Here is a 12,041-nt window from a genome sequence, read left to right on the forward strand (position 1 = left end):
GGGTCTAACCGCAGTGGCTCCAGCCGGACTTCCAGGACAGGTTGCCCCAGGAACCGCCCCAGATGACGCACTTCTTGAGTGCGGCCAGGCGGACCGGGCCGGCGTAGGCGGTGAACGAGCCCGGGTTCGAGCCGGAGCCGCCGCCCTTGACCTGGAGGATCGCGTTCATCGGCATCTTGGCCGGGTACATCAGGCGCGACATCGTGACGACGCAGTTCTTGCCCTGTGCCGAGTTGTACATCAGGTAGATGGTCGCCTTGTCGCCCAGCGCGTGGGAGTTGACCGTCTTGAAGCCGGAGCCGCAGACCTGGCCGACCGTGTACGGGTTCGGCTTGGTGCTGGGCTTCGGAGTCGGCTTGGGGGTCGGCTTGATCGTCGGCTTCGGGGTCGGCTTGGGCTTGGATGTCGGTTTGGCCGTCGGTTTGGTCGGCGGCTTCGTGGTGGGCTTCGTCGTCGGCTTGGGCTGGTCGGACGGCGGGTCGGTGGTCTCGCCGCCGGGGTCCACCTGGTTCTCGGACTTGCTGGGCGTGGTGGTGGGCTTCTTCGAGGAGGGCTTGTCCGACGGGCGCGTCTCGTGCTTGGGCGGGTTCGTCGGGTTGGGTTGCTGGTTCCTGGACTGCACCGGTTCCGGCAGCGTCTCCAGCGACGGCTCCTCGAACGTCGGGTCCTCGCTCGGGAGCAATTCGGTGGGCTCGCCCTGCGTGGGCTCATTCGAGGGTACGGCGGGCAGATCCGTCACCACCGGCGGCTGCTGCCCGGCATCGCCGGAACCGTCGCCCGCCGGGGTCGGCGACTCGTCGGAACCGAGGGCGTTGACCAGTGTGACCGGCGTCTGGCCGTTCTGCGCGGCGATGACGACACCGCCGACGACGAGCAGCGCCACCGCGGCCACGCCGGACAGCGCGTAGGTCAGCGTCCGGCGGCTGCGGGTGGCGGGGTCGGCCTTGCCGCCGTTGCCTCCCTGCTGCCCGGCGACCGCGGCCGCCATGGGCCCGCCTGGCCCGCCTTGGGTGGGTACACCGGGTCCGGGCCCCCCACGCTGTCCTGGTGCGGTGGGGTGACCCTGCTGCGGCCCGAACATCCCCGGCCGGCCTTGAGGATGCGCCTGTCCAGGACCTTGCGGCCCGGATGGACCCTGAGGCCCGGAGGGAGCGTGGGGTCCGGAGGGACGCGCTCCTGGTGCGTTCGGCCCAGGTGCCGCGCCGGACGCCGCCTGCGCACCGGCGACCGCGCCAGGCACGGCCTGAGGGCCGGAAGGAGCGCTCGGGGCGGAAGTGGGCATACCGGCCACGGGCTGCTGGGAGGGGCCGTTCGGACCGGGAGCGGGCATACCGGCCACGGGCTGAGAGGGGCCATGCGGACCGGAAGCCGGCTGCGGGCCGGGGACGGCCTGAGCCCCGGTGACAGGTACGGGGTTGTCCGGGATCGGACGGACCTGGGCCGTGGGTCCGGTGACGGGCTCGACCGCGGCGCGGGGGACCGGCTGGCCGGTGAGGCGGACGATGATCTGGTCCGCGGTCGGCCGGACGGCGGGGTCCTTGGAGAGACACGCGGCCACCAGTTCGGCCATCGTCCCGTCCAGGCCGACGATCTCGGGCTCCTGGTGGAGGATCCGGTTCATGACCACGGGGATCGAGTCCGACCCGAACGCGGGCCGCCCGGACGCGGCGAACACCATCGTGACGCCCCACGCGAACACGTCCGCCGCCTCGGACACCGGAGCGCCGCTCAACTGCTCGGGAGCCAGGTACGACGGCGTCCCCATCGCCATCCCCGTAGCCGTGGCGCCGGGGGAGTCCAGAGCACGCGCGATACCGAAGTCGATCACGACAGGACCCTCGGGCCCCATGAGGACGTTCGCGGGCTTGAAGTCCCGGTGCAGGATCCCGGCGCGGTGGATGGCCGCGAGCGCGGTGGCCGTACTGATGGCGAGCCGTTCGAGCGCGGCACCGCGGCGCGGCCCCTCCTGGTCGACGAGCTGACGCAACGACGGCCCGGCCACGAACTCACTCACGATGTACGGCCGGCTGCCCTCCAGATCGGCATGAAGCACCGGAGCGGTACAGAACCGGGCCACCCGCTGCGCGACCGCGACCTCCCGGAGGAACCGGTCACGAGCGGTCGGATCGGCGGCCAGCGCATGATGCAGCAGCTTGACCGCGACCTGCTCACCGGAGTCAGATTTGCCCAGGTAAACAATGCCTTGGCCACCCTCGCCGAGCCGGGCGACGATGTCGTACGCACCCAGCCGTCGCGGGTCGTCCGCCGCCAACGGCTGGTACTGATTCACGTCGGACCCCCATAAGTCATCAATAGATGGGGCAAAACGCTACCAGTGTGCTACTTGGTGCGTCTGCCGACCTGAGAGATCTTTCACGTTTTAACCCGGTGCTAACGCAACCCACCCGCCAGTCAAGAAGGTGTTTACCCGATCGCTCCGGCGCGCGAATCCGGGGGCCGACCAGGCGTTGCCGTACCGGAAAAGGGGTCAGATGGCCTTGCCGGGGTTGAGGATGCCCAGCGGGTCGAAAACCGCCTTGATGCCGTGATGGATCTCCTCCACGACCTCGCCCGTCTCCAACGCCAGCCACCGCTTCTTCAGCAGCCCCACCCCGTGCTCACCGGTCAGCGTGCCGCCGAGCGCGAGCGCGCGGGTGAACACCTCGTCGGCCGCCGCCCACACCTCGGGCGGGGGCTCCGCGGCGCCGCGGTCGAAGATGAAGACCGGGTGCAGGTTGCCGTCCCCCGCGTGGGCGACGGTGCAGATCTTCACGCCATGCCGTACGGCTGCCGCCTCGATCGCGCCGATCATGTCGGGCAGGACCGAGCGCGGCACGCACACGTCCTCCACGAGGCAGGCGCCCAGGCGCTCCTTGGCGTGGTAGGCCATGCGGCGCACGCCGATCAGCTCCTCGGCCTCGGCCGGAGACGACGAGACCGCCACGAAGGCCGCGCCGTGCGCCTCGCAGACCTCCTGCATGCGCGCGACGGCCGCCGCCGAGTCAGTGGCGTCGGACTGGCCGATCAGCATCGCCATCGTCCCCGCCTCCAGCCCGATGCTGCGCATGTCGTCGATGGCCTCCAGCGTGGCGCGGTCGAGCAGTTCCAGCAGGGACGGCTGGCAACCGGCCGCCATGATGGCCGACACCGCGGCGCCCGCCTCGCGCAGCGAGCCGAACTCGGCCGCGAACGTCGCCGGCGGCGCCTCCGGAGCCCTGCGCAGGCGTACGGTCGCCGCGGTGATCACCCCGAGCGTTCCCTCGGAGCCGACGAACAGGCCGGTCAGGTCGTAGCCGGTGACGCCCTTCATCGTGCGGCGGCCGGTGTTCAGCACCCGGCCGTCGGCCAGCACGACTTCCAGGCCGAGCGCGGAGTCGCGGGTCACGCCGTACTTGACGCAGCGCAGCCCGCCGGCGTTCGTGGCCAGGTTGCCGCCGATGGTGGAGATCTCGTAGGAGGAGGGATCGGGCGCGTACATGAGGCCGTGCGCACGCGCCGCCCGGTCCAGATCGGCGGTGATCACCCCCGGCTCGACCACGGCGATCTCGTCGGCCGGCGACAGTTCGCGGATGGCCGTCATCCTGGCCAGGGAGAGCACGATCGAACCGTCGCCCGCCGTCGCCGCCCCGGCCAGCCCCGTCCCCGCACCGCGCGGCACCACGGGCACCCGGTGCTCACTGGCCCACCGAAGCGTGGTCACCACGTCCTCACGCGACCCGGCGAGAACCACGCCGAGAGCCTTGCCCGGCTCACAGAACGTCTTGTCACGGGCGTAGGAGTCGATCACATCAGGGTCGGTAAGTACGCGTCCGTCCGGAAGGCGGTCGATCAAGGTATCAATCACGCTCACAGGAGAACCTTACGGTTTGCGCTGGCCACGGCTTCCGGCCAGACTGCACCAGGTGGATGTGACGTGCCCGGTGTGTTCCCAGGCTGATCAGGTGGCCTCGGTGCCGGGGGTCGTCGCCGCCGGCACGACGTACAAAATCGGCCGCGTACGTCTGCCCGGTGACAAACAGGTCCATGACCTGCCCACCGCACCCGCCCTGGGCGTCTCCAAGCGCGCGATGAGCCGAACCCAGCTCGCGGTCTGGCTCTCCTTCCCCAGCCGCCACTACACGCCATGGGCCCGCAACCAGGGCTACCTGATGCTGCTGGGCGCCGCACTGGTGCACCTGGTGGTCGCGCTGGTCATCGCGATGGGCGGAAACGCGTCCTGGGGCGAGGTACTGCTGGCGCCGTTCTGCCTGACCGGCCTCTTCTGGATCTTCGGCACGTTCTTCGTGGTCGGCTCGTACGGCGCCCGCAAACGCGACGACGCCGAAACCCCGGCCAGGGAACGCGCGATAGAGGTCTGGCACGGCCTGTACTACTGCACCCGCGACAACGCCGCCTTCGAACCCGGAGTGGGCGTGTCCTTCCACCCCAGCGAAACCCGCGAGTACATCTTCGGCTTCCGCCGCTGACCCACCCCACCCCACCCGCCCCGGGACCAGGGCCAGGACAGGGGAGAAGGGACCGGGCTGGAGGCGGGAGGAGGGCCGGCACGAGGGGCGTGGCGAGGGCCGGGGGCGGGGTGTGTGCGGAGCGTTAGGTCGGTGCGGGCATGCCCGTGCTTGTCGCTCTTCCGCGCCGAGACGGCGGGAAGTCCGGCGGTGGTGTTCGGCGCGCCGGTACGGCGGCCCGTGCGGGGCACGGAACCCGGCCGGCGAACCGCCGTAACGGCGAGCACCACGTCAGACTGCCGGCCGACCCCGCACGGATGCGAGCCCACGACGGCGGGAGGCGCCCACTGGGCTGCGCCGTAACGGATAAGAGCGCAGCAAACAGCGGCCGAAAGCAATCAGAATCGCGCGATCAGAATCGCGCGATCACTGCGCGGCCAGGCGGATGCAGGTGACGAGGCCCTGCATGGCTTGTTCGACTTCGTCCAGGCTGGGGAAGGTAGGGGCGATCCGGATGAAGCGGTCGGACGGGTCGTGGCCATAGGGATGGGTGGCGCCTGCGGGCGTCAGGGCGATGCCCGCGTTCTTGGCCAGCTCGACCACCCGTCCGGCATGGGGCACCTCGAGAGTGATGAAGTACCCGCCCTTCGCGCTGGTCCAGGAGGCGAGGTCGTCCAGTTCCTTCGACAGGATCTGGTCCACGATCGCGAACTTCGGCCCGATCAGCTCGGCGTGCTTGCGCATGTGCGCCGCCACCCCGGCGCCGTCGCGCAGAAACTCCACGTGCCGCAGCTGGTTGATCTTGTCGGGCCCGATCGACTGCTTGGCCGTGTTGGCCAGGAACCACGCGACGTTCGCCGGCGACGAGCCGAAGAACGACACCCCGCTCCCCGCCATCGTCACCTTCGACGTCGAGCCGTAGACGAACACCCGGTCGGCGTTGCCGTGCGCGGCGCTCAGGGCCGGCAGGTCGGCGATCTCGGCGTGGTCCTCGGTCAGATGGTGCACCGCATAGGCGTTGTCCCAAAAAATCCGGAAATCGGGGGCGGCGGTGCGCATCGACGCCAGCCTCCGCACCGTCTCGTCGCCGTACACGATCCCCGAGGGGTTGCTGTACTTCGGCACGCACCACATGCCCTTGACGCTCGCGTCCTCGGCCACGAGCCGCTCGACGACGTCCATGTCCGGCCCGTCGGCGTTCATGGGCACCGCGACCATCTTGATCCCGAGTCGCTCACAGATCGTGAAATGCCGGTCATATCCGGGAACGGGGCAGAGGAAGGTGATCTCGCCGGCCTCCACCCACCGCACCGGCGCGCCCGGCACCGGGCTCAGCAGCGCGTGCACCACCGTGTCGTGCATCATCGTGAGGCTGGAGTTGCCGCCCACCACCAGCTGCTCCGCCGGGACCTGCAGCAACGGCCCGAACAACTCCCGCAACTCGGCCAGCCCCTGCAGGTTGCCGTAGTTGCGCCCGTCCATGCCGTCCCTGGCGACATAGGACGTGGGCAGCGTCAGCATCGCGTCGGCGAGATCGAGCTGGCGCGGCGACGGCTTCCCCCTGGTGAGGTCAAGCTTGAGGCCCCGGCTGACCAGGGCGTCGTAGTCGCGCTGTGCGTTCACGTGATCTCCTCCGATCGAGTCGCTACGAAGGATAGAAGACGCAGGGGTCAGCAGCCGCCGATCGCGCACAACTTGGCCGCCATCCGCCTGGCGTCCCGCTCGTGCCGTGCCATCGTGCGCAGCGGCTTGGCGGCGTTGGCCAGGTCCCAGTAGAGGGCCACGGCCGCGCCCCGCCGTACCGCCACGAACTGCTGTGTCTGCGGGACCTTGCCCTTGATCTTCAGCACCCCGCCCACGGCCTCCTCGCCGATCCGCGGCGCGCTCGCCCTGATCTGCGCGCAGCCCTTCATCAGCTTGCGCATCCCGGCCATCATCGCCCGCGCCCCGCTCGCCTTGGTGAAGACGAACACCTGCTCGCCGCGGATCGCGTTGGTCTTCTCGCCGCCGCCGATCTCGGTGTCGTAGGTGAGGTCACGCCGCGCCGACCAGCCCTTGAGGGTCGCGGGGCGGCACTGCGCGTTCCAGACGTCCTCGTGCTTGGCGCCCTCGACGAGGATCCAGTGCTCGCCGCCCGCGTCGGCGCGCGCCTGCTTCTCATAAAGGAGGAAATTTCTCGGGATGGACGGCTTCGCCTGCGCCGCCTGCCCCGTGAACAACCCCGCCACCACGACCCCGGCGCACACCAGCGCGACCCTCTTCATCCTCTGCCCTTCCGTAAGCCTGATCTTCGCCAGGGTAATTGCGCCGATGCTGCGGTTGGCGTGGAATGGGGTCATCGGGGGCACCGCGTCGGAGGGAGCTGCCGTGACGACCGTCCGCGAGACCTCTATCGAGCGCGTACGGCGCCGCCGTACGGGCACCGTGATCGTCTCCTGGATGTCGACCACCGACCACAAGGTCATCGGGTACCTGTACCTGATCACCTCGTTCGTGTTCTTCCTCGTGGCCGGGCTCATGGCCATGGTGATGCGGGCCGAGCTGGCCCAGCCGGGCATGCAACTGGTCAGCCAGCAGCAGTACAACCAGCTGTTCACCATCCACGGCACGGTCATGCTGCTGCTGTTCGCGACGCCGCTGTTCGCCGGGTTCGCCAACGTGGTGATGCCGTTGCAGATCGGGGCTCCCGACGTGGCGTTCCCGCGGCTGAACGCGGTGGCGTACTGGCTGTTCCTGTTCGGCGGGATCATGGTGCTGGCCGGGTTCGTCTCGCCGGGTGGCGCGGCCGACTTCGGCTGGTTCGCCTACACGCCGCTGTCGACCGCCACGTACTCGCCGGGGCTCGGCGGCGACCTGTGGATCATGGGTCTCGCGCTCTCGGGGCTCGGGACGATCCTCGGCGCGGTCAACTTCATCACCACGATCATCGGCATGCGGGCGCCGGGCATGACCATGTTCCGGATGCCGCTGTTCACCTGGAACACGCTGCTGACCAGCATGCTCGTGCTGATGGCCTTCCCGGTGCTGGCGGCGGCGCTGCTGGTGCTGGAGTCGGACCGCAAGCTCGGCACCCAGGTGTTCGCGCCGGAGAACGGCGGGGCGATGCTCTGGCAGCACCTGTTCTGGTTCTTCGGCCATCCCGAGGTCTACATCATCGCGCTGCCGTTCTTCGGCATCATCACCGAGGTCATCCCGGTCTTCAGCCGCAAGCCGATCTTCGGCTACATGGGGCTGGTCGGGGCGACGATCGCGATCGCCGGGCTGTCGATGACCGTGTGGGCGCACCACATGTTCCCGACCGGGCAGGTGCTGCTGCCGTTCTTCGCCTTCATGACCTTCCTCATCGCGGTGCCGACGGGCGTGAAGTTCTTCAACTGGATCGGCACGATGTGGCGGGGCCATCTCAGCTTCGAGACGCCGATGCTGTTCGCCGTCGGGTTCCTGGTGACGTTCCTGCTGGGCGGGCTGACCGGCGTCATCCTGGCTGCGCCGCCGCTGGACTTCCACATCTCCGACACCTACTTCGTCGTGGCCCACTTCCACTACGTGGTCTTCGGCACCGTGGTGTTCGCGATGTTCTCCGGCTTCTACTTCTGGTGGCCGAAGATGACCGGCCGGATGCTCGACGACCGGCTCGGCAAGGTGCACTTCTGGACGCTCTTCGTCGGCTTCCACACGACGTTCCTGATCCAGCACTGGCTGGGGACGCTCGGGATGCCGCGCCGCTACGCCGACTTCGGCGCCGCCGACGGCTTCACCACGCTCAACGAGATCTCCTCGGTGGGCGCCTTCCTGCTCGGCGCCTCGACGCTGCCGTTCCTCTACAACGTCTGGAAGACCGCCAGGCACGGGGCGAAGGTCACCCTGGACGACCCGTGGGGCTACTGCAACTCGCTGGAGTGGGCGACGTCCTGCCCGCCGCCGCGCCACAACTTCGTCAGCATCCCGCCGATCCGCTCCGAGCGTCCCGCCTTCGACCTGCACTATCCCCGCGAGCCGGCGCCGGCCCAGCCCCCGCCCGTGGAGCAGCCGCAAACCGGGAGAGACATCTGACCTATTCAGGAGGTCCTCGTGGTGCTTGTGTGGAGATGACATTTCGCCTTTCTAGGGAGATCGGCGATGACAGGCACCAAAATCCCCTTCACCCCCGAACAGGCCCCCTGCGGGAAACGATCCGGCGGTGAGCGCCTCGTCGACGACGACGGCTACGGCCTGGTCATCAGGGATCAGTTCTTCGAGTGCGGCTGCCGCAGGATCCGCCACGAGTACCACGACGGCAGCATCCATCTGTCCGCCATCCGGCACGACGGCAAGCGGGTGAAGGACCCCATCGAACCCGACCACGGGAAGTGACGCCCATGATCGATGTGCTCATCGTCGGAGGGGGCGGCGCCGGGCTCCGCGCGGCCATCGCGGTCGCCGAGGCCGACCCGGAGCTGAGCGTGGCGGTCGTGTCGAAGGTCTACCCGATGCGCAGCCACACGGTCTCGGCCGAGGGCGGCGCCGCCGCAGTGATCGCGGCGGGGGACTCCCTGGACGAGCACTGCTACGACACCGTCTCCGGCGGCGACTGGCTCTGCGACCAGGACGCCGTCGAGGCCTTCGTGGCCGAGGCGCCCCGGGAGCTGATCCAGCTGGAGCACTGGGGCTGCCCGTGGAGCCGGGAGGGCGACGGGCGGGTGGCGGTGCGGCCGTTCGGCGGGATGAAGCGCGAGCGCACCTGGTACGCCGCCGACAAGACCGGCTTCCACCTGCTCCACACCCTGTTCCAGACCACCATGAAATACGGCGAGATCTGGCGCTACGACGAGTGGTTCGTCACCAAGCTGATCGTCGACGACGGCCGCGTCCACGGCGTCGTGGCCGTCGAGATCAGGACCGGGCGCATCGAGACCATCGCCGCCCGCACCGTCATCCTGGCCACCGGCGGCTGCGGCCGGGTCTTCCCCTTCACCACCAACGCCGCCATCAAGACCGGCGACGGCATGGCCCTGGCCTACCGGGCCGGGGCGCCGCTGAAGGACATGGAGTTCATCCAGTACCACCCGACGGGCCTGCCGTTCACCGGCATCCTCATCACCGAGGCGGCCCGCGCCGAGGGCGGCTGGCTGATCAACAAGGACGGCTACCGCTACCTCCAGGACTACGACCTGGGCAAGCCGACGGAGAAGCCCAAGCTGCGCAGCATGGAGCTGGGCCCGCGCGACCGCCTCTCGCAGGCGTTCGTGCACGAGCAGCGGCGCGGCCGCACCGTCGAGACGCCCTACGGCCCCGTCGTCTACCTGGACCTGCGCCACCTGGGCGAAGGCAAGATCGACGCCAGGATCCCGTTCGTGCGCGAGCTGTGCCGCAGCTACCAGAACCTCGACCCGGCCACCGACCTCATCCCGGTCCGCCCGGTCGTGCACTACGTGATGGGCGGCGTCCACACCGACCTGGACGGCGCCACCCCCATCGCCGGCCTGTACGCGGCGGGCGAGACCGCCTGCGTCAGCATCAACGGCGCCAACCGGCTCGGCTCCAACTCGCTGCCCGAGATCCTCGTCTTCGGCCGCAGAGCCGGTACGGCCGCCGCCGCCTTCGCCCGTGCGCACCGGCAGGCGGAGCCGCCCGCCGTACGCGCGCAGGGGGAGGACGAGCGACGGCGGCTGGAGCGCGCGCGGGAGGGCCACCACGGCGGCGACCGCATCGCGGACCTGCGCGAGCGGATGCAGCACACGCTGGAGGGCGCGGCCGGGATCTACCGCACCGGCGCCGAGCTGGCCAAGGCCGTGGACACGCTGGCCGAGCTGCGCGAGCGGGCGGACGGCGCGCGGATGGACGACACCAGCGCCACCTTCAACACCGAGCTGATCAACCTGCAGGAACTGCACACGATGCTGGACGTGGCCCAGACGATCGCCGCCTGCGCGCTCAACCGGCGCGAGTCGCGCGGCGCGCACCAGCGCACCGACTACGAGGCGCGCGACGACACGGAGTTCCTGGCGCACTCGCTCGTCTACCGCGCGCCTGACGGCGCGCCGTCCGTCGGGCTGCTGCCCGTGACGATCACCCGCTGGCCTCCCGGCGAAAGGGTTTATGGCCGTGACTGAGGCGAAACACCACGAGGCACGCCAGGCCACCACGCGCACCATCACCCTCGAAGTCACCCGATACCGGCCGGGCCAGGACAGCGTGCCCGTGCTGGAGAGCTTCGACGTGCCGCTCATGGACGACTGGGCGGTGCTCGACGGGCTCAACTACATCAAGGACCAGCTTGACGGGACGCTGTCGTTCCGCTGGTCGTGCCGGATGGGCATCTGCGGCTCGTGCGGCATGAACGTCAACGGCGAGCCCCGGCTGACCTGCGGCACGTTCTTCACCGAGTTCGGCGACGGGCCGATCAGGATCGAGCCGCTCAAGGGCTTCCCGATCATCCGCGACCTGGTGGTGGAGGTCGACGACTTCCTCGACAAGCTGCGGCACGTGAAGCCGTGGCTGATCAGGGAGGGCGAGGAGCTGCCGCTGACGACCGAGCACGCGCAGACCCCGGCGCAGCTGGAGGCGTACAAGCAGTACTCGATGTGCATCAACTGCATGCTCTGCTACTCGGCCTGCCCGGTCTACGTGCTCGACCCCGACTTCCTCGGCCCGGCCGCGATCGCGCTGGCCCAGCGCTACGAGCTCGACTCGCGCGACATGGGCGACCGCTTCGACATGCTCAACCTGGACGAGGCGGTGTGGGGGTGCACGTTCGTCGGCGAATGCACCCGGGTCTGCCCCAAGCACGTCGATCCGGCCGAGGCGATCCAGCGCTACAAGGTCACGGCCGCGATGCGGTCCATCCTCCCTTGGAGCAGGCGATGACGACGGCGTACCGGCCGCCGCGCGACCACGCGTGGTTCCTGCGCAACCGGAACTACACGGTGTTCGTGGCGCGCGAGCTGACCAGCGTGTTCGTGGCGTGGGCGATCGTCTTCCTGATGATCGTCATCGACGCCGTGCTGAACGGCGGCGACCCGGCCGCCTTCGCCGGGCAGCCGTGGGTGATCGTGCTCAACGTGCTCGCGCTGGCCGCCACGACCTTCCACGCGGTGACGTTCCTGAACCTGGCCCCCAAGGCGACCGTCGTCCGGCTGGACGGCTACCGCCTGCCCGCCTGGATGATCCAGGGCGGCAACCACTCCGCCTGGCTGCTGATCTCGGCGGTCATCGCCTACGTCGTGCTGAGGACGCCATGAGCCGGCGGCGCACGGCCGAGCCGTATCTGTGGCTGTTGTTCAGCGGCGGGGGAGTGGTGGCCGCGCTCCTGCTGCCCGTGCTGGTGCTGCTGTTCGGGGTGCTCATGCCGCTCGGCGTGCTCGACTGGCCGTCCACGCCGCATCTGACCGCGCTTCTTGACCCGGTTCCGGTACGGCTGGCCCTGGTGGCCGTCATCGTCCTGTGCCTGTTTCACGCGGCGCACCGGATCCGGCACACCAGTGAGGAACTTCTGAGCGTGGCCAGATTCGACCTGTTCATCGCGCTGCTCTGTTATGGCGGCGCTATTGCGGGCGGCACTCTGGCCGTGCTTCTGCTGTTCTGAAATTCCCCACTCATACATCACATTTCCCGAAA

At 69.4% G+C, this 12,041-nt stretch carries 11 protein-coding genes; 7 read left to right on the forward strand and 4 right to left on the reverse strand.

Annotation, left to right across the window (positions count from 1 at the left end):
* Positions 1-4: 4 nt before the first annotated feature.
* Complete coding sequence (locus ACFWYW_RS08805) at positions 5-2,290, reverse strand: protein kinase (RefSeq protein WP_379613328.1); 2,286 nt, start codon at positions 2,288-2,290, stop codon at positions 5-7.
* Between the two features lie 198 nt (positions 2,291-2,488).
* Entirely contained in the window at positions 2,489-3,850 is a 1,362-nt protein-coding gene (locus ACFWYW_RS08810) for an FAD-binding oxidoreductase (RefSeq protein ID WP_379613327.1), read from the reverse strand.
* 91 nt (positions 3,851-3,941) lie between these two features.
* On the opposite strand from ACFWYW_RS08810, the gene ACFWYW_RS08815 reads away from it, so the two are divergent.
* Positions 3,942-4,466, forward strand: a complete 525-nt coding sequence (locus tag ACFWYW_RS08815) for a hypothetical protein (RefSeq protein WP_379613326.1) — start codon at positions 3,942-3,944, stop codon at positions 4,464-4,466.
* 405 nt (positions 4,467-4,871) lie between these two features.
* Here ACFWYW_RS08815 and ACFWYW_RS08820 read toward each other — a convergent pair whose 3' ends face one another.
* The gene (locus ACFWYW_RS08820) at positions 4,872-6,068 is read right to left on the reverse strand and encodes an aminotransferase class I/II-fold pyridoxal phosphate-dependent enzyme (RefSeq protein ID WP_379613325.1); all 1,197 of its coding nucleotides are present in this window, start codon (positions 6,066-6,068) and stop codon (positions 4,872-4,874) included.
* A 47-nt stretch (positions 6,069-6,115) separates the two neighbouring features.
* Positions 6,116-6,709 (reverse strand): hypothetical protein, encoded by a 594-nt coding sequence (locus tag ACFWYW_RS08825; RefSeq protein WP_379613324.1) that lies wholly within the window; start codon positions 6,707-6,709, stop codon positions 6,116-6,118.
* Positions 6,710-6,812: 103 nt separating this feature from the next.
* Between ACFWYW_RS08825 and ctaD the strand changes: the two genes are divergently transcribed.
* From ctaD to frdD, 6 genes are all read left to right on the forward strand, one after another.
* The gene (ctaD, locus tag ACFWYW_RS08830) at positions 6,813-8,498 is read left to right on the forward strand and encodes a cytochrome c oxidase subunit I (protein ID WP_379613323.1); all 1,686 of its coding nucleotides are present in this window, start codon (positions 6,813-6,815) and stop codon (positions 8,496-8,498) included.
* 66 nt (positions 8,499-8,564) lie between these two features.
* Positions 8,565-8,798 (forward strand): hypothetical protein, encoded by a 234-nt coding sequence (locus ACFWYW_RS08835; protein ID WP_184962500.1) that lies wholly within the window; start codon positions 8,565-8,567, stop codon positions 8,796-8,798.
* Positions 8,799-8,803: 5 nt separating this feature from the next.
* Complete coding sequence (gene frdA, locus ACFWYW_RS08840) at positions 8,804-10,537, forward strand: fumarate reductase (quinol) flavoprotein subunit (protein ID WP_379613322.1); 1,734 nt, start codon at positions 8,804-8,806, stop codon at positions 10,535-10,537.
* Positions 10,530-11,291, forward strand: coding sequence for a succinate dehydrogenase iron-sulfur subunit (sdhB, locus tag ACFWYW_RS08845; protein ID WP_379613321.1), 762 nt, complete (start codon positions 10,530-10,532; stop codon positions 11,289-11,291). The genes frdA and sdhB overlap by 8 nt, the downstream gene beginning before the upstream one ends.
* Positions 11,288-11,665: a hypothetical protein gene (locus ACFWYW_RS08850; RefSeq protein ID WP_379613320.1), complete on the forward strand. Its 378-nt coding sequence runs from the start codon at positions 11,288-11,290 to the stop codon at positions 11,663-11,665. Before sdhB ends, ACFWYW_RS08850 begins: the two co-directional genes overlap by 4 nt.
* Positions 11,662-12,009, forward strand: a complete 348-nt coding sequence (frdD, locus tag ACFWYW_RS08855; protein ID WP_379613319.1) for a fumarate reductase subunit FrdD — start codon at positions 11,662-11,664, stop codon at positions 12,007-12,009. The genes ACFWYW_RS08850 and frdD overlap by 4 nt, the downstream gene beginning before the upstream one ends.
* Positions 12,010-12,041 lie beyond the last annotated feature (32 nt).

This window comes from Nonomuraea sp. NPDC059023, from assembly GCF_042740095.1.
Classification (GTDB): Bacteria; Actinomycetota; Actinomycetes; order Streptosporangiales; family Streptosporangiaceae; genus Nonomuraea.

Excerpts from the sequence above, each read along its gene's own strand:
- ACFWYW_RS08825 (WP_379613324.1), bottom strand. The coding sequence starts at position 6,709 with ATGAAGAGGGTCGCGCTGGTGTGCGCCGGGGTCGTGGTGGCGGGGTTG.
- ACFWYW_RS08835 (WP_184962500.1), top strand. The coding sequence starts at position 8,565 with ATGACAGGCACCAAAATCCCCTTCACCCCCGAACAGGCCCCCTGCGGG.
- frdA (WP_379613322.1), top strand. The coding sequence starts at position 8,804 with ATGATCGATGTGCTCATCGTCGGAGGGGGCGGCGCCGGGCTCCGCGCG.
- ACFWYW_RS08850 (WP_379613320.1), top strand. The coding sequence starts at position 11,288 with ATGACGACGGCGTACCGGCCGCCGCGCGACCACGCGTGGTTCCTGCGC.
- frdD (WP_379613319.1), top strand. The coding sequence starts at position 11,662 with ATGAGCCGGCGGCGCACGGCCGAGCCGTATCTGTGGCTGTTGTTCAGC.